Consider the following 19,970-nt stretch of genomic DNA (forward strand, 5'->3'; position numbering starts at 1 on the left):
AAACCGTTTTTTCTAAATTCTACCAAATTAGTAGATTAAAGCCGCGAACTCTGGATAGCCAGAATGTCCAACGCCGACGCGGCTGCCGACTGGAACATTAGTGGCTCGGGGCGCGTTCTCAAAAGGCCTGTCATATCGGATCGAAACCCCGGCTGCGGAACGCCACGAAAGGCCACCACGCGGCTGAAAAGGAGCCTGTCATCATGAACACAATCATACTCAAGCACGGTATCTGGGTCATGGTGGCCGATGGCGAGAAGGCGCTTTTCCTCCGAAACGCCGGCGACAACAAATATCCGAATCTCGAGGTGGTGCAGGAAATGCAGCAGGACAACCCGCCCACCCGCGAGCAAGGCAGTGACAGCCCGGGCCGATACAATGATGGTCCCTCCGTACACCGCAGCGCAGTCGAGGATACGGACTGGCACCGCATCGGCAAGGAGCGTTTCGCCGATGAAATCGCCGCCCGGCTCTACAAGCTCGCGCATGACGGCGAATTCAGCGAGATCGTGCTCGTCGCACCGCCGGTGGTGCTTGGGACAATGCGCAAAAAGCTGCATAAGGAGGTCGGGGACAAGGTGACCGCCGAAATTCCCAAGACATTGACCAACCATGCCATACCGGAAATCGAGGCCTTGCTGCAGGCAGCCTGATCATTGTCGATCGGCCCTGACCGATCGAGACGAATAGCACCGCACAAATTCCGATTTGACCGGCAGCTTTCTCGGCTGCCGGTCAAATATTTGCGGCAGCGCCGTCGATTTCATGGCTTTGCGGGTTGCATCGCCGACATACCATCCACCATATTGCAAACAGGCGGCGGCTTTGGGCGGCGCTCATCCAACATCGCTGTTTTTGAAAGGCGCTCCATAGACAATGCCGCATGACACGCCCCTTATCGCCACCATCGTCGCCGGTCTGGGGCTGGCTTTCGTCTTCGGGGCTCTCGCCAATCGCTTCCGCATTCCGCCGCTGGTCGGCTATCTCGTAGCCGGCGTGCTGGTCGGGCCGAACACGCCTGGCTTCGTCGCCGATGCCGGCCTTGCCAACGAACTGGCCGAAATCGGCGTCATCCTCCTGATGTTCGGCGTCGGGCTGCACTTCTCGCTCAAGGATCTGCTGTCGGTGCGTGCCATCGCCGTGCCGGGCGCCATCGTCCAGATCGGCTTTGCCACCGCACTTGGCGCCGGTCTTGCCTGGATGCTTGGCTGGTCGATGGGCGCGGGGCTGGTGTTCGGCCTGGCGCTGTCGGTGGCCTCGACCGTGGTGCTGCTGCGTGCCCTGCAGGAACGGCGGATGATCGAGACCGAGCGCGGCCGCATCGCCGTCGGCTGGCTGATCGTCGAGGATCTGGCCATGGTGCTGGCGCTGGTGCTGCTGCCGGCGCTGGCCGGCGTGCTCGGCGGTCAGGAGCAGGCTGACGCCCATGCGAGCGGCCTGCTGTCGCTGCCGGCCAGCTACGGCATCTGGGGCGTCGTCGGCATCACGCTGGCCAAGGTCGCCGCTTTCGTGATCGTCATGCTGGTGGTCGGCCGCCGGGTCATTCCCTGGATCCTGCATTACGTCGCCCATACCGGCTCGCGCGAACTGTTCCGGCTGGCGGTTTTGGCCATCGCGCTCGGCGTCGCCTTCGGTGCGGCAAAACTATTCGGTGTCTCGCTGGCGCTGGGCGCCTTCTTCGCCGGCATGATCATGAGCGAGTCCGAGCTCAGCCACCGCGCCGCCGAGGAATCGCTGCCGCTGCGCGATGCCTTCTCCGTGCTGTTCTTCGTCTCGGTCGGCATGCTGTTCGACCCGTTCAGCCTGATCAGCAATGGCTGGCCGATCCTGGCGACGCTGGCCATCATCGTCATTGGCAAATCACTGGCCGCATTCGCCATCGTTGTCGCCTTCGGCTATCCCATCGCCACGGCGCTGATAATTTCGGCAAGCCTTGCCCAGATCGGCGAATTCTCCTTCATTCTGGCTGAACTCGGCGTCGGGCTGAAGCTGCTGCCGGAACAGGGCCGCGACCTCATTCTGGCCGGTGCGATCCTGTCGATTGTCCTCAACCCGCTGATGTTCCTGGCCATCGACTGGATGAAGCCGTGGCTGGAACGGCGCGCCGCCAGGACGGCACCACCGGTCGAGGCAAAACCGGTTGGTCCGGCGACGGAGCCGGGCCAGGTAGCCTCTGTCGCGGCAACGACGAAAAAGGAGGACGGCCCGCCTCCAAAGACGGCACTCACCGGCCATGCTATCCTGATCGGCTACGGCCGTGTCGGTGGCCTGGTCGGCTCGGCGCTGAAAGACGCGGCAATGCCCTTCCTGGTCATCGAGGACGCCGACAAGACGCTGGCGAAATTGAAAGCGGACAGCATCGAGACCGTCGCCGGCAATGCGGCCAATGCCGAAGTGTTCGCCGCCGCCAATCCCGAAGGCGCCAGCCGGCTGATCCTTGCCATCCCCAATGCCTTCGAAGCCGGCCAGATCGTGCTCCGAGCCCGCACCGCCAACCCTGGCATCAACGTCATCGCTCGTGCCCATTCCGACGCCGAGGTCGAACATCTCAAGGGTTTGGGCGCCGATACGGTGATCATGGGTGAACGCGAGATTGCGCGCGGGATTGTGGAAGAAGTTCTCGGTCCCAAACCGGAGTTGAGGCGCGAAACCGCCGAGCCATCGGTGGCCTGAGTTCCAAAGCCCAGGCTGCACTCTCGCACGCTGGCATCGTGATCGGCTCGACCACCCTTTCAAGCGAGCATCACGCCACGAATGCAGAGCCGCCATTTTGCGCGATACCACTGAGGTATTTGGCCGGCGGCTTCCCAAGCGCCTTCTTGAACATGGTGATGAAGGCCGTAACGGAACCATAGCCGAGATCGCCCGAGACCTGCTGGACACTCTTGCCGGAAGCCAGTTCCCGAATTGCAACGATCAAGTGCAATTGCTGGCGCCAGCGCCCGAAACTCAGCCCTGTCTCCTTTGCCACAAGGCGGGCGAGGCTGCTTTCGCTGAGCGCGACGCGATTGGCCCATTCCGCCAGTGTGCTGCGGTCGGCGGGGTCCTGCGCCAACGCTTCGGCGATCCTGTTCAAGCGCGGCTCGGACGAGATCGGCAGGTGCAATTGCTGGACAGCCATGCGTGGCAACTCGGTGAGCAGTATCTTGGTCAAGAGCTCGCCCCTCGCCTCGTCGTCCTGCAGCCGATCGGAAAGCTCGATGATCAATTCGCGCAGCAGTGGCGAGATCGAAAGTGTGCAGCACCGCTCCGGCAGGTCGGCGGCGCCCGGCTCTATGTAGACGAAAAAAATCCGGGCGTTGGCGGTTGCGACATTGCTGTGCTCCATGCCGCCGGGGATCCACACCCCGCAATGCGGCGGCACCATCCATAGACCGCTTGGAACGCGGCATGTGACGCCGCCGCCGAGCGCGAAGACGAGCTGGCCTTTGCGGTGCCGATGGGCGGGGACTTCCGCTCGGGTGTCGGGGATGTCGACGCGCACGGCAATCGCCAGCGCGGCTGGGTCATCCACATCGAGATCGAGCCAGGGGTAGCTGAGGGGCTGTCTCATGATTGACTGTTATTAGCGATGAAACGCCACGATAGCTAAATTCTTTAACCGCGAAAGTCGATAGGCTTCGGTTCGCGCAGGGTTGATCTCGTGACGCTGCGCGCCCCCGGCGGTATGGCCCGCTACCTACGTGGGTACTCAGCTTGCAGTGCTTTCCAACGCAAGCTGGCACCGACAAGCCAGCAACAAGGTACGCCCATGCTTGCCCTGGTCATCTCTCCAGAAAACGCGACCGGGTTGAGGCTCGCCGACGTCGCCGAGCCTCAACCGGCCTCGAATGAAGCACTTGTCTCGGTCCACGCGACTTCGTTGAATCGCGGCGAACTGCGCCTGCTTGCCATACGCCCCAAGGGTTGGATACCCGGCCAGGACATTGCGGGGATTGTCGAACGAAGAGCAGCCGATGGTTCCGGGCCAACCGTCGGCGCCCGGGTTGTCGCGTTGGTCGACGAGGCTGGTTGGACCGAACGCATCGCAGTCCCAACCGACCGTCTCGCCGTCCTGCCGGATGACGTCAGCTTCGTTTCCGCAGCTACGCTTCCGGTCGCCGGTACGACGGCGCTGAGGACTCTACGCCATGGCGGGGACCTCGCCGGCCAGCAGGTCTTGATCACCGGCGCAAGCGGTGCGGTCGGTCGTTTCCAGATCCAGCTCGCCCGCCATCAGGGCGGATTCGTGACCGCTGTCGCCGCCGCCCGGCACGCCGAGGATCTCCGCAACCTGGGAGCCAGGCAGGTTGTCGAAGCGATAGACCTGACCGAGGGGCCGTTCTCGCTGATTACCGAGTCGGTTGGCGGTCAAAGCCTCGCATGCGCGATCGAACGCGTCGCCCCTGGCGGGACCATCGTCATGTTCGGCTCGAGCAGCGGCGAACTGACGCCCGTCGGATTCCGCCAGTTCGTTCCGGATCATGAAGGAGCGAGGCTTCAGACTTTCGCGTACTACACGTCTGGTCCAGGCATTGGCGAGGACATCGCCTCGCTGCTCGCTCTGGTCGCAGCCGGCCGGCTCGAAACGCGCGTGGCCTTGACCGTGCCGTGGACAGACATCGCCCAAGCGCTGAACGCACTGCGACAGCGCAGCTTCAGCGGCAAGGCCGTTCTCACCATAACAGGATGAGCATCCTGTTTTGTCACACGTGCTGGCCGCCATTGATGTGAATTTCCGAGCCGGTCACGTAGGACGCCTGCTGCGAGCACAGGAAGAAGATGATGTCGGCGACTTCGGCCGTGGTGCCGAGCCTTCTCAAGGGGATCGTCTCGACGATCTTGTCGGTGCCCGGTGACAGGATCGCGGTGTCGATCTCGCCGGGCGCAATGGCGTTGACGCGGATGCCGTGCGGGCCGAAATCATGTGCCATCTCGCGCGTCAGCGAGCCAAGTGCCGCCTTCGATGTCGCGTAGGCCGTGCCGGCGAAGGGATGCACGCGGGTTCCGGCGATCGAGGTTACGTTGACGATCGAGCCCTTGGCCGCCGCCAGTTCCTTGAACAGGCCGCGCGCCAGCATGATCGGCGCGAAGAAATTGACCTGGAACACGTCGCGCCAGACATGCATCGGCGTGTCGATCGAATCCATGCGGCTGTTGCCGTCCTTGAGCTTCGGCGAAATGCCGGCATTGTTGACCAGCGCATGCAGCTGGCCGCCATGCGCTTCCAGCCGGTGGCGGATTTCGGAGACGGCGATGCCGACATCCTCCTGATCGGCGAGATCGACCTTGATGTGGTCTTCCGGCCCGGCCGGCCACGGGCAGTCCTCGGCGAAAGCCTGCCTGGAGCAGGTGATGACGCGCCAGCCCTCGCGCGAAAAACGCTTGACGGTGGCGTGGCCAATGCCGCGGCTGGCGCCGGTCAGCACGATGGTCTTTCTGGTGTCGAGTTCAGTCATCTCAGGGTCTCCAGCCGGCAGATGTAGCCGAACGCCGCCGAGGTGGCGAGAGGCCGAAATGTCACCATTCACGTCAAAGGAGGAACCGGGAAGCCAACTCGCCGTTGGTTCGGGGAGTGCAGGACAAGGGTGCGGGGTTTCACATCAAATCAATCGGACAGAGCCATGACACAGACAGCACCCCTCGACATCGCCACCGCCTTCACCAAGGCGTGGACAGGCCACGACCTCGAAAAGGCAGCATCCTATGTCGCCGACGACGTCGTTTTTGATGGGCCGATGCAGCAATCGACCGGCAAGGCCCCCTACCTGAAGGGCCTGACCAAACTTTCACAGGATGTGACCGGTGTGCGCATGATCGCTGCTTTCGGCGACGATCACCAGGCGCTGCTGATGTATGACTTGATGACAAAGTCGTCCGGCGCGCTTTCCTGCGCCAAGCACCTCACCGTCCGCGATGGCAAGATTCACAGCGACAAACTGACCTTTGACAGCAAGAAATTGGGCAGCGCCAAGCCACGGAATTAGCGGATCGGATCAGCCGCCAAGGAGGTCGAGGATCGAGGTCTGCCGCTTTTTGCGCGGACCGCCGACGTCGCCTGGCGGCACCGGGTGCTTGATCGATGCGGTGGCGCCGTCATCCTCTGGCATGGAAAGGCCATCGGCATCGACGGTTTGGGCGGGACGGGCTGCGCGGGACGGAGCTTGGGCAACCGGCGCTGCTGGCCGCGCCGGAACCTGCTGGCCGACCGACGTTGACGGAACCGGCGCCGTGTTGTTCGCCGAGGGGATCTCGTCGGGGACGATTGTGTCGGCCGGCGTCGATTTCCAGGTGCCGGGCAGCGGCCGCACCGGCACACCCTCGTGGGCCGCAACCATGAACTCGTGCCAGGCCTGCGCCGGCAGTGCGCCGCCGGTGACCTTCTTCATCGGGCTGCCATCATCATTGCCGAACCACACACCGGTGGTGAGGTTGGCGGTGTAGCCGACGAACCAGGCGTCGCGCGAATTCTGACTGGTGCCGGTCTTGCCGGCCGATGGCCAGGCGAAAGCCGCTTTCCGGGCAGTGCCGATCTCAACCGTGCCCGTCATCATCGAGTTCATCATGCCCACGATCTCAGGCTTGACGACGCGCGGCGCGCTGCCGCCGCCGCTGTCGTAAAGCACTTTGCCCTCGGTGGTCGTCACGCGCCGGATGAAGTGGATGTCGGGCTTGTAGCCGCCATTGGCGAATGGGACATAGGCCGAGGTCAGCTCCAGCGGCGTCACTTCCGAAGTGCCGAGCGCGATCGAGGTGTTGGCTATCAGGTCGGACTGGATGCCCATGCGGTGGGCCGCCTCGACTACCGCGTTCGGCCCGACCTCCATGGTCAGCTGCGCGGCCACCGAGTTCAGAGACTTGGCCAGCGCGGTGGCCAGCGTCACCTTGCCGAAATACTTGCCGCCGTAATTGTCGGGTGTCCAATTGCCGATCTTGATCGGCGCATCGTTGCGGATGCTGTCGGGCGTGCGACCGGCTTCGAGCGCGGCCATATAGACGAACGGCTTGAACGCCGAGCCCGGCTGGCGACGTGCCTCCGAAGCACGGTCGAACTGGCTCGTCGAATAGTCGTAGCCGCCGACCATGGCGCGCACCGCGCCGGAATCGTCGATCGACACCAGGGCGCCCTGGCTGACGTTGAGCTTCTTGCCGCTGTCGTCGATCAGCCTGCGGATCGACTGTTCGGCGAGCTTTTGCAGGTTCAGGTCGACGGTGCTGTCGATGACGATGTCGCCGCGCACGTCGCCGATCAGGTCGGGCAATTCTTCCATGATGGTGTCGGCGACGTAATTCTCCGAGCCGGTCCAGTAGGACGGCGCACGCGTTGCCGGCGCGCTCATTGCCGAGGTCAGTTCCTTGGCGCTGATCTTTCCCTCGTCGCGCATGGCGGCAAGCACCAGTTGCGAGCGTTCCTCGGCGGCCTTCGGATCGCGTGCCGGCGACAGCCGCGACGGCGCCTTCAACAGGCCGGCAAGCAATGCGGCTTCCGACAGGGTGACGTCACGCGCGCTCTTGCCGAAATAGCGGCGCGAGGCGGCCTCGACGCCATAGGCGCCGGAACCGAAATAGACCCGGTTGAGGTACATTTCGAGAATCTGGTCCTTGGTGTGCTTGTGCTCCAGCCACAGCGCCAGCAGCACCTCCTGCACCTTGCGCTCCAGCGTGCGGTCCGGCGTCAGGAACAGGTTCTTGGCCAATTGCTGGGTCAGCGTCGAGCCACCCTGCGAGAAATGCCCGCCAAGCACATTGGTGACCATGGCGCGAGAAAGCCCGATCGGGTCGATGCCGAAATGCGAGTAGAAGCGCCGATCTTCGATGGCGATGACGGCTTCCGGGATATAGGGCGACATTTCATGCAGGCCGACGGCCTCGCCGCCGCTCATGCCGCGATTGGCGAGCAATTGGCCGTCAGCAGAGACGATCTTGATGTTGGGGGCGCGGTCGGGAATCGACCATGTCGTCGCCGCCGGCATCTTGGCGCCATAGTAAACGACGATGCCGGCCACCGCGATGCCGCCCCAGATGGCGAACACAAAGCACCAGTAGAACAGCCGGCCGAGCACGCCGAACAGGCCGCGCCGGCTTCTGCCGCGCTTGACCCGCGACGATTTCCCTTTGGCCGGCTTGCGTTTTGCGGAAGCTTTGCGATTGCTCGGCACGACGCGATCCTCCTCGTTCACCGAAAGACCCGCCGAGGACCGCGCCTGCGGCGGCCCCTCGAAACTGGGTTCGATGCGACTGTCCCTGCGGTTCGCCATGCGCTGTGCTTGATATCCCCGATGCCTATGGCGTTCGGGTTGAAGAGTAGATGCGGCGGTTTAAAGGCGGGTTAAGTCGTGTTCGAATGCCGGCCTTGGCGTTGGGCAGCGAAAAGGCCAGCGTCTGCTCTTTGCAGGCCACTGCCACCACGCTGTTCGATGTCTCGTTCAGATAGGCTCGAACTTCACATCCGGCTGGTCGGGACCGCCGGCTTGCCGCAACAGCGCGAGAATGTGTTCGCCCCTGTCAGCCGGCTGTCGCCTCCAGTTCGAGGCGTTCGTCACGTGCAGCCAGCCATCGACCACCATGAAAAAATCCTCGGATTGATCATGTCCAGCGCCGAAGCGAAGCGATTTGTTTTCAGCGAACCGAACCATCGCCGGGTCGATCGACCTGTAGAGCACCGGCCAGTTGCCGCCGCCGGAATCCATATGGAACTTGTAGCTCGGGGCGAAATCCAGCCGCCGCCGCAACAGGCTTCCATCGAAAAAACAGAAGCCGGGCCACAAGAACCAGCCGCCTGGTGTCGGCGTATCGCGCCGCACGCTGCCGTAGAGGCTCTTGCCCTTCATCCGGTCGCGGATCGAAAATGGTTCAGTTGGAAAGATGTCATGATCGATGAAGCCGAAAAGCTTCGGCCCGAACCCAGGCAAGAAATTCCGCACGATCCAGTTGAGCGCTTGACCGTGCGATCTGCTGACGACCAGCCTGTTCTTCGGCAATGCGACATAGGGGACATGCTGGCGACGGCAGAGATCGCGGATCGCTTTCCTCGCCTCGTCCTTCTTGCTGTTGTCGAAGACGATGTAGCTCTCGTGCTCGGCAAGGTATCGGCGCACCAGGTGGATCTGCCATTCGATCACGTCGGGCCGGTTGAAGGCCACGGTGGCGACGACCGCATCACGGAATACCTGCTCTTGCCCCTGCAATTCGCTGACCGGCGCGGATGTCCTCAGAAAGCGAAACACCCGCCAATGATAGCGCAGCAGCGCCTCACGCCTCGGCGGCCTGTTCAGCCTCTCCCATTCCGCCACGGTAAACCCAGGCTGATCGACGCCTTCCGGGGCGTCAGAAGCAACCATGTCGCGCTCCCGCATGGCTTAGTTCTGCTGGATCGAAATGCCCTTGTCGTCGATCTTGAGTTCGACGCCTTTGGGTTTGGTCTGCTCGCGATAGACGTAGATGCCGAGCGCAATGACCACGACGACGAGCGCGCCAATGACGAGATAGAGCGTATTCTGTTTCATGGCGCGCTCTTTGCGTTGTCGAGCCTCAGGCTCGTTTCAGGACCTTGACCAGCACCAGCAGGATGATGGCGCCGATTGTGGCATGGATGATCGCGGCGAGAGTGCCGCCGCCGATGGAAAATCCGATCCTCGGGAACAGCCAGCCAGCGATGAACGCGCCGACGATACCGACAATGATGTTGCCGATCAGACCGAAGCCGAAGCCGGAAACGATAAGACCGGCGAGCCAGCCGGCGATGGCACCGATGATGATGAAGACGAGCAGGCTTTCGACACCCATAGAGAGTTCCTCCGAGCAAGAGGACGACGGCGGAACGGAAAGCTCCGAATCGGCCTCGATATCAACAGCTTCAGGCTATTCGAAAGCGGCCGGCCTCACCAGCGGCGCCATCATTGATCGTCATCGTCGCTTGCGGCAGGGCGCCAACTGGTCGGCTCGACCTTCTTTTGCGTGTGACTGTCGATATAGACCCACCAGCCGTCGTCGCGATATTGCGCGATGGATTCGTTGATGACGCCGTCGCTGTCCTTCCAGGTCACGGAGACCTTGGAGCCATCTGTCGGTGCGGTCGCAATCGGCTTTCTGTCCGCCATGTCATCATCCCCCAATTGCACCGACAAACTGAGCCGACAGAACGCGGCGGCCTGCATCCGGTTCCAAACGCTCACCGGCCGCGGAGCGCGCCGACGACCGTCAGCTATGGGCGAAGATATCCTCTTCGTCCCAGCCCATCAGGTCAAGCTTGGCACGCGTCGGCAGGAAGCGGAAGCAGGCATCGGCTTCCTTGATCCGCCCATCGCGCGCCAGCCGTCCGGCAAGCACATCGCGCAACCGGTGCAGATAGAGCACATCGGAAGCTGCGTATTCGAGCTGTTCGGGCGACAGCGTCTCGGCCGCCCAGTCCGACGATTGCTGCGCCTTGGAGAGGCCGACGCCAAGAAGCTCGAAGCAGATGTCCTTCAGCCCGTGGCGGTCGGTGTAGGTGCGGGTCAGCCGCGAGGCGATCTTGGTGCAGAACACCGGCTCGGGCATGACGCCGAACGCATTGTAGAGCACGGCGAGGTCGAAGCGTCCGTAGTGGAACAGCTTGGTTACGCCGCGGTTCCGCAGCAGGCTGACGAGGTTCGGCGCCTTCTTCTGGCCGGGCGCGATCTGGATCACATCGGCCGTGCCGTCGCCAGGCGAAATCTGCACCACGCACAGCCGGTCGCGATGCGGATTGAGCCCCAGCGTTTCGGTGTCGATGGCCACTGCCCCGACATTGTAGTGCGAGAGGTCGGGCAGATCATGCTTGTGGAAACGGATATCGGCCATTGTCTTCTCCGGTCGAGCCTTGCGCGTCCCTTGACCCGCAAGGGACGCTGTAGCGCTTTGTCTTGTGGCCCGTCCTCGCCGCGTTCCGCTGAAAAATCAACTGAAAGTTGATTTTCACGCCGCGTCAGCGGGTCAGCGCATCGAGAATCCGCGCCCAGGAGCGCTGGCCCTTGTGGAAGGAGCTGAGCTCGTATTTCTCGTTGGGCGAGTGGATGCGGTCGTCGTCGAGGCCGAACCCGACCAGCAGCGATTCCATGCCGAGATAGGTCTGGAAGTCGCCGACCACCGGGATCGACCCGCCGCTGCCCGTCGTCACCGCCGGCTTCGGCCATTCGTCGGACAGCGCATCCTTGGCCTTGGCCAGGAAGGGCGAGTCGTAGGAAAGCTGGATTGCCGGCGAGCCGCCATGCGGATGGAATTCGACCGAGCAGTCGGCCGGAATCCGCTCCTTGACGAATTTCTGGAACGCCGCGCGGATTTTCTTGGGATCCTGCTTGTGTACGAGGCGAAACGACACCTTCGCCGAGGCTTCGGCCGCGATCACCGTCTTGAAGCCCTTGCCGGTGTAGCCGCCGATGATGCCGTTGAACTCGGCCGTCGGCCGCGCCCAGGTCAACTCCAGCACGGAGCGGCCCTCTTCGCCCGACGGGATCGACAGGCCGACTGGCCCGAGGAACGTCTCGGCCGTCTCGCCCAGCGTCTCCCAAGATTTCAGGATCTGCGACGGCGTTTCCTCGACGCCGTCATAGAAGCCGGGAATGGTGATGTGACCGTCCTTGTCGTGGATATCGGCCAGCACCTTGGCCAGGATGCGGATCGGGTTGGCGGCGGCACCCCCATAGAGGCCCGAATGTAGGTCGCGATCGGCCGCCTTCACCGTGATCTCCTCACCGACCAGCCCGCGCAGCCCGACGCAGATCGACGGCGTGTCGCGGTCCCACATGCCAGTATCGCAGACCAGCGCGAAATCGGCCTTGAGTTCGTCGGCATTGGCTTCGAGGAACGGCTTCAACGAGGGCGAGCCGGATTCCTCCTCGCCCTCGAACAGGATGGTGATGCGGCAAGGCAGATTGCCATGCACCTGTTTCCAGGCGCGGCAAGCCTCGACGAAGGTCATCAACTGGCCCTTGTCGTCGGCCGACCCGCGTCCGGTGATCACCTTGTGATCCGGCCCGACCTCCTTGACAGCAGGCGCGAACGGATCGCTTTCCCACAATTCGATCGGATCGACCGGCTGAACGTCATAATGGCCGTAAAACAACACATGCTGCGAACCGGCCGGGCCGTCATGGTGCGCAACCACCATCGGGTGGCCTGATGTGTCGCGAACGCTGGCGTCGAAGCCGATCAGCTTGAGTTCGGCCACCAGCCATTCCGCCGCCTTGCGGCAATCGGCAGCAAAGGCCGGATCGGTGGAGATCGACTTGATCCTGAGCAAGCCGAACAGGCGCTCGAGGCTCTGGTCGAGATTGTTGTCGAGACGGTCGAGGACGGGGGAAATTGCGGACATATGTGAAGCCTTTCGATTCAGAACCCGAACCGTAAAGGCAGGACAGCAAAACGAAAAGCCCGCGATCATTGGACCACGGGCTGCAAACGTCTGTCTGGGATAAAAAAGACCGCCGTGGTGGAGGGGGAACCACGGCGGCCTTCTACTCGAAACGATGCGGCAGCCCGGAGAGGGGGGATAGGCTGCCGCAGGTGTCCGGGATAGGCGGGGGACGGGCCTTGCTCCGGACTCGGCGAAAACTGCCGATGACGTGTATTTGGGTCTCTGAACGTGGCGATTCAAGGGCACGAAAATTACAGTTTTGTAACATAGGCGTGAGCGGGGTGACGGCGATCTGTCAGGGTGTTGCCGGAACCGATAGTCGAGGCTGCCTTTGGCATGGACCAAGCCGCCGCGCCGCGCTATCCCTGCCGACATGAAAAAAGGCGATCATCTCTTCCTTGTCGACGGCTCCGGCTACATCTTCCGTGCCTATCACGCGCTGCCGCCGCTGACCCGCAAATCCGACGGCCTGCCGGTGGGCGCCGTTTCCGGCTTCTGCAACATGCTGTGGAAGCTGATGCTCGACGCCCGCAACACCGATGTAGGCATTGTGCCAACGCATTTCGCCGTCATTTTCGACTATTCGTCGAAAACCTTCCGCAACGACCTCTACCCCGAATACAAGGCCAACCGCTCGGCACCGCCGGAAGATTTGATCCCGCAATTCGGCCTGATCCGCCAGGCGACCAGGGCGTTCAACCTGCCCTGCGTCGAGATCGAAGGCTACGAGGCCGACGATCTGATCGCCACCTATGCGAGGCTGGCCTGCGAAGCTGGCGGCGACACCACCATCATCTCCTCCGACAAGGATCTGATGCAGCTGGTCGGCGACACGGTCGCCATGTACGACCCGATGAAGGACCGCCAGATCGGAATCCCGGAGGTGATCGAGAAATGGGGCGTGCCGCCGGAAAAGATGGTCGATCTGCAGGCGCTGACCGGCGATTCGGTCGACAATGTGCCTGGTGTGCCCGGCATAGGGCCGAAGACGGCGGCGCAACTGCTCGAACAGTTCGGTGACCTCGACACGCTGCTGGCCCGGGCCGGCGAGATCAAGCAGGACAAGAGGCGCGAATCGATCATCGCCAATGCCGACAAGGCGCGCATTTCGCGTCAGCTGGTGACGCTGATGAACGATGTGCCGGTCGCCGAGGGACTGGACGATTTCGTCCTGCACGCGCCGGACGGCCCGAAGCTGATCGGTTTCTTGAAGACCATGGAATTCACGTCACTGACCCGCCGTGTGGCGGAAGCGACCAGCACCGAGGCCGGCGATGTCCAGGCCGTCGCGGTCACCGTCGAACGCGCCGATCATGCTCATGGCCCAGATGTCGGGGCCGGGTTGCCGCCGGTTGCCCGAAACGCGTCCGGCACTGAACCGGACGAAGCCGGCGGGACGGCGGAGACGTCAAAACAAGGCGATACCCCTTCCCTGCTCGCGGCACTGCGGCTGGAGCGCGCGGCCACCGGCAAGATCGATATTTCTGCCTATCATTGCATTCGCGATGTCTCGACCCTGAAAGCCTGGGTGGCCGAGGCACGGGAGGCGGGCATCGCCGCCTTCGATGTCAGGGCAACATCGGCTGATCCGATGCAGGCCGAACTGATCGGCATGGCCATCGCCACGGCGCCCGGCCGCGCCGCCTATATCCCCTTTGCCCACATGAGCGGCAATGGCGACCTGCTCGGTGGTGGCGCGCTCGAAAACCAGATACCGCTTCGCGAGGCGCTGGCTGTGCTGAAACCGCTGCTCGAAGACAGATCGGTTCTCAAGATCGCGCAGAACCTGAAATACGATCTTGTCATCATGAGCCGCTACGGCATCGATGTCGCACCGTTCGACGACACCATGCTGATCTCCTACGTGCTCGATGCCGGCACGCCCCATGGTCACGGCCTGGACTCGCTAGCCGAGAAATGGCTGGGTCATACCCCTCTCCTGCTCAAGGACGTCACCGGCTCCGGCAAAAGCTCCGTCGGTTTCGATCAGGTCGACATCGACAAGGCGACCGCTCATGCCGCCGAAGACGCCGATATGACGCTGCGGCTCTGGCTGGTGCTGAAACCGCGGCTTGCCGCCAAAGGCCTAGTGTCGGTCTATGAGCGGCTGGAGCGGCCGCTGGTGCCGGTGCTGGCGCGCATGGAACAGCGCGGCATCTCGGTCGACCGGCAGATCCTGTCGCGGCTCTCGGGCGAACTGGCCCAGGGCGCCGCTCGCCTCGAAGAGGAAATCTACCAGCTCATCGGCGAACGCATCAACATCGGTTCGCCAAAGCAGCTCGGCGACATATTGTTCGGGCGCATGGGCCTGCCCGGCGGTTCGAAGACCAAGACCGGCCAGTGGTCGACCTCGGCGCAGCTTCTCGAAGATCTCGCCGCCGAAGGTCACGAACTGCCGCGCAAGATCGTCGACTGGCGGCAGCTGACCAAGCTGAAATCGACCTATACCGATGCGCTGCCCGGCTTCATCCACCCCGACACCAAGCGCGTCCACACGTCCTACGCGCTGGCCGCGACGACGACGGGACGCCTGTCGTCCTCCGATCCGAACCTGCAGAACATCCCGGTGCGCACCGCCGAAGGCCGCAAGATCAGGACCGCCTTCATCACCGACAAGAGCCATCGGCTGGTCTCGGCCGACTACAGCCAGATCGAATTGCGGGTGCTCGCCCATGTCGCCGAGATTCCGCAATTGCGGCAGGCTTTCGCCGACGGCGCCGATATCCACGCCATCACCGCGTCTGAGATGTTCAACGTGCCGGTCGAGGGCATGCCTTCGGAAGTCCGTCGCCGCGCCAAGGCGATCAATTTCGGCATTATCTACGGCATCTCGGCCTTCGGCCTCGCCAACCAGCTGTCGATCCCGCGCGAGGAGGCCGGCAACTACATCAAGAAATATTTCGAGCGCTTCCCCGGCATCCGAGACTATATCGAGGAGACCAAGGCCTATGCCCGCGAGCATGGCTTTGTCGAAACGATCTTCGGCCGCCGCATCCATTACCCCGACATAAGATCGTCCAACCCCTCGCTCCGCGCCTTCAACGAACGCGCCTCGATCAACGCCCGCCTGCAAGGCACCGCCGCCGACATCATCCGCCGTGCCATGATCCGCATGGAGGAGGCGCTGGAAAATGCAGGCCTTTCGGCACGCATGCTGCTGCAGGTGCATGACGAACTGATTTTCGAGACGGTCGAGGCGGAAGTCGAGGCGACGATCCCGGTCGTGCGTCACGTCATGGAAAACGCGGCGATGCCAGCGGTATCGATGTCGGTGCCGCTGCATGTCGATGCGCGGGCGGCGAACAATTGGGACGAGGCGCACTAGCGGCTGATGTGGGGTGCGCCCAGGCCGGCTAGATCGCGTTCCTTCACACCCCCCTCTGCCCTGCCGGGCATCTCCCCCGCAAGGGGGAGATCGGATGTCACTTCTGGTTTCGCCAATCGCCAACGTTGCAGAAATGAGCGGAGCGCCGAAGCTGCCAATCTCCCCCCTTGCGGGGGAGATGTCCGGCAGGACAGAGGGGGGTGCTGCCCCTCCAACATCAATAGATTGGCTGGCCTGATCCTAAGCCGCTTCGGCCAGACACTTGGCACACGTCCCGCGAAACTCGATCACCGCCTTCTTGGCGGCGAAGCCTGTCGAGCGCACCCATTCGTCCAAGCTGTGGCCGACATCGTGGTCGGACATTTCGGTCACCTGCCCACATGTGTCGCATATCGCGAAGGCGGTCATCGAATGGCTGTGGTCGTGCGGCTCGGCGCAGGCGACGAAAGAATTGATGCTTTCGAGCCGGTGCACGAAACCTGACTTCACCAGCGTGTCGAGCGCTCGATAGACCTGCAGAGGCGCGCGAAAACCGCGCTCGCGCAGTTGGTCGAGCAAGGTATAGGCACTGAGCGGTCCGCTGGCGGTCTCGAGTTTCTCGAGCACGCACAGCTGGTTCTTCGTCAGCACATCCCTTGCCGCCATGATCCTGTTTCCAACTCGCCTTCCGTCGCTTGCGCCGCGCACAAACTATCCATGTACCCATCCAGATAGCGACGAACAGGCATTTTTGCTACTGTTTCCAGCATTCTGCCCGCAAGGCGGTCGAGAACATCGATCGGAGCGGGGCAACAGGCAGGTTGCTCTGCGATGTAACGTTCAAAATACTGACAATATCTTCAGCGAGGATTGCCGCGCTTGGAATTTCGGTCGGGCTTGGGGAAGCAATCATGATCAAATTGACGCGGCGGACGCTGCTGGTCGGCACGTCCGCTTTGACCATGGCCGGCATGGTGTCGTTCCCGACCATGGCCGCATCGCGCACCTATCATGCGCTGCTGGTCGCCTGCACCGAATATCCCAACCTGCCGCAGAGGAACTGGCTGGTCGGGCCGAAGAACGATGCAGCCCTCATCCGCGACTATCTCCTGAAGAATGTGCCCGACCCGGTGCGCTTCGCGCCGGAGAACGTCACGCTGCTCGCCAAGGATGTCCCCAGCGCCAGTGGCCTGCCGACCCATGCGGCCATCAAAACCGCATTGGCCGACCTTGCCGCCAAGGTTCAGCGCGACGACTTCGTCTATCTGCATCTGTCTGGGCATGGCGCCCAGCAGCCGCAGATGGTCAAGGGCGACGAAACCGACGGGCTCGACGAGATCTTCCTGCCCGTCGATATCGGCAAATGGATCAACCGCGATGCCGGCGTGCCCAATGCGCTGATCGACAACGAGATCGGCGCGGCACTCGACGCCATTCGCGACAAGGGCGCTTTCGTCTGGGTCGTGTTCGACTGCTGCCATTCCGGCACCGCGACACGCGCCGTCGAGGTCAATGACGAGCTGGAGCGCAAGGTCGAGTTCGCCGACCTGGTCGGCGGCAACGAGGCCGAACGGGCTGCCGCGATCAAGGCCTATGACGAGGTGATTTCGTCCGCCGGCTCGCGCGGCATCGACGACAATGGCACGCGCAAGCCTGCCTTCAGCCTGAGCCCTACCGGCGGCGAACCGATCGCCAAGGGCAAGCTGGTCGCCTTCTATGCCGCGCAGACGGTGGAGACGACACCGGAAATGCCGCTGCCGAAGGGCACGCCGGATGCGCCCCGGTTCGGCCTGTTCACCTTCACCATCCTGTCGAAACTGGCCGAAAACCCCAACGTCACCTATCGCCAGCTCGGTCAGGCCGTGCTGCAGCAATATTCGGCCGACAGCCGCACCCGGCCGACGCCGCTGTTCGAGGGCGAGTTGGACGCACGGGTGTTCGGCACCGACAAGACCGACGCGGTCATGCAATGGCCTGTCGTCATCAAGGACGGCGAAGCGACGATCGGCGCCGGGCTGCTGCATCGCCTCACTCCGGGCAGCAAGCTTGCCATCCTGCCTTCAGCGCTATCGCCGCTGTCCGACGCTGTCGGATTTTTGGAAGTGCAGTCGGCAAAAAACCTGGAAAGCCGCGTCAAGTCGGTCGAGTTCGACAAGAAGCCGGCGCTCAAAGTCGCCGACATTCCGGCCAACGCCTATGCGCGGGTGGCGGAGATCGCCGTCGACTACAAGCTCGTGTTGGCGCGGCCGGCCATAGCCAAGGGACTTGAGAAGGAAACCGGTCTGGTCAATTCGGTTCTCGACGAACTGGCCACAGCCAGGGAGACCGGCTTCAACATCGAGCTGGTCGAGCCCGGCAAGAGCGCCGACCTCCGCCTCGCGATGATGCGCGAGAATGCTGTTCCCGGTGCCCCCAAGGATGCGACAGACAAGCCGGCGCTGTGGTTCCTGCCGGCATCGGGCGACGTGAGCCTGAAGGAGGGCGGCAAACCGCCGCTGATCATCATTCACGACCGCCAGAAACTGGCCGATGCAATGGCCAGGAACCTGCGCACCATCTTCCGCGCCACCGGGCTTTCGCGGCTGGCGGCGGCCTCGGACTACAAGCCCGAGGACGTCGACGTCCAGTTTCAGGTCAAACGTCGCGACAAGGACGGCCTCGAACCGCTGCAGGCTTCGGTTGTGCCCCGCGTGTCGCCGGGCGACGAAGTGCATGTGCTGGCCAAGAACGGCTCGGATCTGCTGGTCGACATCAATGTGCTCTATGTCGGCAGCGACTACTCGATCACCCACATCGTTGCCGAACGCCTCGCCCCGCAAGCCATGCTAGAAGAGGGGCTGCTGGCTTTCACCGACACCAGTTTCGGCATGGAGCGGATGATCGCGGTTTTGACCGAGGCGCCGCCGGAGAGCGAGAAGCAGGATCTGAGCTTCCTGGCGCAGGACGGCGTCGCCTCGGCGACACGCGGAATGGGCTCCGCCGGCTTCTCCGACATGCTGACCGATCTCGGCATGGCGCCGGCAACCCGCTCGGTGATGCGGCTTGCCGACAAGAGTGGCCCGAAAGGCGCGGTGATGATCTTCCCGATGGAGACGGTGCCGCGCGCCTGAGCGGATGCCGGCGCCGCATGGCTCTGCCGGCTCTTGCGCGATCGGCGCGATATGAGAACATTCCCGGCCGCTGACGCATGACGGCCGGATGAAACGGATAGGATCGATTGTGAAGAATTCTGTGTTTTCCTGGCGTGGAACGGTAGCCGGCCTTGCCGGCGGCCTGCTGCTGATCGCCAACGCTTCGGCGGACGATGCCTGCGGCCTGTGCGTCAAGCAGATCGTCACCAACTCGGAACTGGCGACGTGTTTTCTCGATCAGTACGACCAGTTCGCCAAAAGCGGCAGCGACGCGGTTGTCGTCGATCTCAGCAACTGCGCCTCGCGCGGCGTCGTCGAAGCCTTGCCGTCACCAAACAAGGGTGCGGCGGACCCTGATGTCCAGTTCATGATTTCGCGCCTGCAGCTGGAATGCCTGAAAAAGAAGCTGGAGGCGCCAGGCATCGTATTGGATCCCTCCGCCACCATCGAACTGGACACCTGCGGATGAAGAAGCCGGCGGGCAACACCAGGCAAACAGCGGCTGCCGCGCCTGCAAAGGCGCCAACGGCGAAACAGACCTTGCCGGAAACCACGGAAGGCTTTCCGTGGCCGAGCAGCCACGAGATCAAGAAGGAGGGCAACCCGTTCACCGACCGCGACTGGCGCATGCTGGTTTATGCCTGGTCGGGCATGGCCGTGCGCCTCGCCATCATCTTCACCCTGATGTTCTCGGTCTACCAGTTCCTGGCCAACCAGGAGCAGAAGCGCGTCGAGCAGACCATGTCGCTTGTCGAGCTCTGGGAAAACAAGGACTACCAGCAGGCGCAGCGTGCGCTGAAAGATCGTCTGACGGCGCTCAACGCCAAATATGACAATCTGCTCAGCGCCAACCCATCGCCGACCGAGGAGCAGGTGTTCCGGCAACGCATCGGCATCGAGGCGATGACTGCCTCCGGCGGCGACATGCCGCTCGCCGATTTCAGCGAGAATTTCGATCGCATCGTCTATTTCCTCAACCGGCTGTCCTTCTGCATCGACGGCGATTTGTGTTCGCGCAAAGTGACCGATGCTTATTTCCGTGACTATGCCGTCTCTTTCTGGAGCTATTTTGCCGGCTACATAGACAAGCAGCGCAAGGCGGGTTCTCCCACTTTCGCTTCGGCAATCGAGAACTATGTGCGCAACGGCCCGCCTGCATCCGCAGCCAAATAGCGGCGAAAAA

General features: G+C 62.8%; 18 protein-coding genes. 8 read left to right on the forward strand and 10 right to left on the reverse strand.

Features of this window, described 5'->3' with window-relative positions:
* Positions 1-203 precede the first annotated feature (203 nt).
* Positions 204-653, forward strand: coding sequence for a baeRF12 domain-containing protein (locus tag NKH95_RS11875; RefSeq protein ID WP_023812513.1), 450 nt, complete (start codon positions 204-206; stop codon positions 651-653).
* Between the two features lie 223 nt (positions 654-876).
* The gene (locus tag NKH95_RS11880; protein ID WP_352610164.1) at positions 877-2,673 is read left to right on the forward strand and encodes a cation:proton antiporter domain-containing protein; all 1,797 of its coding nucleotides are present in this window, start codon (positions 877-879) and stop codon (positions 2,671-2,673) included.
* Positions 2,674-2,743: 70 nt separating this feature from the next.
* On the opposite strand, the gene NKH95_RS11885 is transcribed toward NKH95_RS11880, so the two are convergent.
* On the reverse strand, positions 2,744-3,553 hold the full coding sequence (locus tag NKH95_RS11885; protein WP_352891609.1) for an AraC family transcriptional regulator: 810 nt from the start codon (positions 3,551-3,553) through the stop codon (positions 2,744-2,746).
* Positions 3,554-3,751: 198 nt separating this feature from the next.
* On the opposite strand from NKH95_RS11885, the gene NKH95_RS11890 reads away from it, so the two are divergent.
* Positions 3,752-4,672, forward strand: a complete 921-nt coding sequence (locus NKH95_RS11890) for a zinc-binding dehydrogenase (RefSeq protein WP_352554975.1) — start codon at positions 3,752-3,754, stop codon at positions 4,670-4,672.
* A 13-nt stretch (positions 4,673-4,685) separates the two neighbouring features.
* Here NKH95_RS11890 and NKH95_RS11895 read toward each other — a convergent pair whose 3' ends face one another.
* Positions 4,686-5,438 (reverse strand): SDR family NAD(P)-dependent oxidoreductase, encoded by a 753-nt coding sequence (locus tag NKH95_RS11895; RefSeq protein ID WP_023812510.1) that lies wholly within the window; start codon positions 5,436-5,438, stop codon positions 4,686-4,688.
* Between the two features lie 165 nt (positions 5,439-5,603).
* Here NKH95_RS11895 and NKH95_RS11900 point away from each other — a divergent pair, with 165 nt between their 5' ends.
* Positions 5,604-5,966 carry a nuclear transport factor 2 family protein gene (locus NKH95_RS11900; RefSeq protein ID WP_128303226.1) on the forward strand — a complete coding sequence of 121 codons (363 nt, stop codon included), beginning with the start codon at positions 5,604-5,606 and terminating at the stop codon, positions 5,964-5,966.
* Between the two features lie 9 nt (positions 5,967-5,975).
* Here NKH95_RS11900 and NKH95_RS11905 read toward each other — a convergent pair whose 3' ends face one another.
* The 7 genes from NKH95_RS11905 to NKH95_RS11935 form a co-directional block, all read right to left on the reverse strand.
* Complete coding sequence (locus tag NKH95_RS11905) at positions 5,976-8,237, reverse strand: transglycosylase domain-containing protein (RefSeq protein WP_352554976.1); 2,262 nt, start codon at positions 8,235-8,237, stop codon at positions 5,976-5,978.
* A 168-nt stretch (positions 8,238-8,405) separates the two neighbouring features.
* Positions 8,406-9,320 carry a hypothetical protein gene (locus NKH95_RS11910; RefSeq protein WP_352554977.1) on the reverse strand — a complete coding sequence of 305 codons (915 nt, stop codon included), beginning with the start codon at positions 9,318-9,320 and terminating at the stop codon, positions 8,406-8,408.
* 18 nt (positions 9,321-9,338) lie between these two features.
* Positions 9,339-9,485 (reverse strand): hypothetical protein, encoded by a 147-nt coding sequence (locus NKH95_RS11915; RefSeq protein ID WP_013529552.1) that lies wholly within the window; start codon positions 9,483-9,485, stop codon positions 9,339-9,341.
* Between the two features lie 25 nt (positions 9,486-9,510).
* Positions 9,511-9,765 carry a GlsB/YeaQ/YmgE family stress response membrane protein gene (locus tag NKH95_RS11920; protein WP_013529551.1) on the reverse strand — a complete coding sequence of 85 codons (255 nt, stop codon included), beginning with the start codon at positions 9,763-9,765 and terminating at the stop codon, positions 9,511-9,513.
* A 110-nt stretch (positions 9,766-9,875) separates the two neighbouring features.
* Positions 9,876-10,079 carry a hypothetical protein gene (locus tag NKH95_RS11925; protein ID WP_013529550.1) on the reverse strand — a complete coding sequence of 68 codons (204 nt, stop codon included), beginning with the start codon at positions 10,077-10,079 and terminating at the stop codon, positions 9,876-9,878.
* 100 nt (positions 10,080-10,179) lie between these two features.
* Positions 10,180-10,800, reverse strand: a complete 621-nt coding sequence (locus NKH95_RS11930; RefSeq protein WP_031213535.1) for a ribonuclease D — start codon at positions 10,798-10,800, stop codon at positions 10,180-10,182.
* Between the two features lie 124 nt (positions 10,801-10,924).
* Positions 10,925-12,310, reverse strand: a complete 1,386-nt coding sequence (locus tag NKH95_RS11935; RefSeq protein ID WP_352891611.1) for a M20/M25/M40 family metallo-hydrolase — start codon at positions 12,308-12,310, stop codon at positions 10,925-10,927.
* A 415-nt stretch (positions 12,311-12,725) separates the two neighbouring features.
* On the opposite strand from NKH95_RS11935, the gene polA reads away from it, so the two are divergent.
* Positions 12,726-15,677 (forward strand): DNA polymerase I, encoded by a 2,952-nt coding sequence (gene polA, locus NKH95_RS11940; RefSeq protein ID WP_352891622.1) that lies wholly within the window; start codon positions 12,726-12,728, stop codon positions 15,675-15,677.
* A 240-nt stretch (positions 15,678-15,917) separates the two neighbouring features.
* Here polA and NKH95_RS11945 read toward each other — a convergent pair whose 3' ends face one another.
* Positions 15,918-16,322, reverse strand: a complete 405-nt coding sequence (locus tag NKH95_RS11945; RefSeq protein WP_013529546.1) for a Fur family transcriptional regulator — start codon at positions 16,320-16,322, stop codon at positions 15,918-15,920.
* 245 nt (positions 16,323-16,567) lie between these two features.
* Between NKH95_RS11945 and NKH95_RS11950 the strand changes: the two genes are divergently transcribed.
* The 3 genes from NKH95_RS11950 to NKH95_RS11960 all read left to right on the forward strand — a co-directional run bounded on the left by NKH95_RS11950 (position 16,568) and on the right by NKH95_RS11960 (position 19,960).
* Positions 16,568-18,766 carry a caspase family protein gene (locus NKH95_RS11950; protein ID WP_352891613.1) on the forward strand — a complete coding sequence of 733 codons (2,199 nt, stop codon included), beginning with the start codon at positions 16,568-16,570 and terminating at the stop codon, positions 18,764-18,766.
* A gap of 109 nt (positions 18,767-18,875) precedes the next feature.
* A complete protein-coding gene (locus NKH95_RS11955) occupies positions 18,876-19,256 on the forward strand; it encodes a hypothetical protein (protein WP_031213534.1) in 381 nt (126 codons plus the stop codon).
* A complete protein-coding gene (locus NKH95_RS11960) occupies positions 19,253-19,960 on the forward strand; it encodes a DUF4760 domain-containing protein (protein ID WP_023812500.1) in 708 nt (235 codons plus the stop codon). Before NKH95_RS11955 ends, NKH95_RS11960 begins: the two co-directional genes overlap by 4 nt.
* Positions 19,961-19,970 lie beyond the last annotated feature (10 nt).

The organism is Mesorhizobium sp. M0848, from assembly GCF_040319805.1.
GTDB lineage: Bacteria > Pseudomonadota > Alphaproteobacteria > Rhizobiales > Rhizobiaceae > Mesorhizobium.

Excerpts from the sequence above, each read along its gene's own strand:
- NKH95_RS11875 (WP_023812513.1), top strand. The coding sequence starts at position 204 with ATGAACACAATCATACTCAAGCACGGTATCTGGGTCATGGTGGCCGAT.
- NKH95_RS11880 (WP_352610164.1), top strand. The coding sequence starts at position 877 with ATGCCGCATGACACGCCCCTTATCGCCACCATCGTCGCCGGTCTGGGG.
- NKH95_RS11885 (WP_352891609.1), bottom strand. The coding sequence starts at position 3,553 with ATGAGACAGCCCCTCAGCTACCCCTGGCTCGATCTCGATGTGGATGAC.
- NKH95_RS11890 (WP_352554975.1), top strand. The coding sequence starts at position 3,752 with ATGCTTGCCCTGGTCATCTCTCCAGAAAACGCGACCGGGTTGAGGCTC.
- NKH95_RS11895 (WP_023812510.1), bottom strand. The coding sequence starts at position 5,438 with ATGACTGAACTCGACACCAGAAAGACCATCGTGCTGACCGGCGCCAGC.
- NKH95_RS11900 (WP_128303226.1), top strand. The coding sequence starts at position 5,604 with ATGACACAGACAGCACCCCTCGACATCGCCACCGCCTTCACCAAGGCG.
- NKH95_RS11905 (WP_352554976.1), bottom strand. The coding sequence starts at position 8,237 with ATGGCGAACCGCAGGGACAGTCGCATCGAACCCAGTTTCGAGGGGCCG.
- NKH95_RS11910 (WP_352554977.1), bottom strand. The coding sequence starts at position 9,320 with ATGGTTGCTTCTGACGCCCCGGAAGGCGTCGATCAGCCTGGGTTTACC.
- NKH95_RS11915 (WP_013529552.1), bottom strand. The coding sequence starts at position 9,485 with ATGAAACAGAATACGCTCTATCTCGTCATTGGCGCGCTCGTCGTCGTG.
- NKH95_RS11920 (WP_013529551.1), bottom strand. The coding sequence starts at position 9,765 with ATGGGTGTCGAAAGCCTGCTCGTCTTCATCATCATCGGTGCCATCGCC.
- NKH95_RS11925 (WP_013529550.1), bottom strand. The coding sequence starts at position 10,079 with ATGGCGGACAGAAAGCCGATTGCGACCGCACCGACAGATGGCTCCAAG.
- NKH95_RS11930 (WP_031213535.1), bottom strand. The coding sequence starts at position 10,800 with ATGGCCGATATCCGTTTCCACAAGCATGATCTGCCCGACCTCTCGCAC.
- NKH95_RS11935 (WP_352891611.1), bottom strand. The coding sequence starts at position 12,310 with ATGTCCGCAATTTCCCCCGTCCTCGACCGTCTCGACAACAATCTCGAC.
- polA (WP_352891622.1), top strand. The coding sequence starts at position 12,726 with ATGAAAAAAGGCGATCATCTCTTCCTTGTCGACGGCTCCGGCTACATC.
- NKH95_RS11945 (WP_013529546.1), bottom strand. The coding sequence starts at position 16,322 with ATGGCGGCAAGGGATGTGCTGACGAAGAACCAGCTGTGCGTGCTCGAG.
- NKH95_RS11950 (WP_352891613.1), top strand. The coding sequence starts at position 16,568 with ATGATCAAATTGACGCGGCGGACGCTGCTGGTCGGCACGTCCGCTTTG.
- NKH95_RS11960 (WP_023812500.1), top strand. The coding sequence starts at position 19,253 with ATGAAGAAGCCGGCGGGCAACACCAGGCAAACAGCGGCTGCCGCGCCT.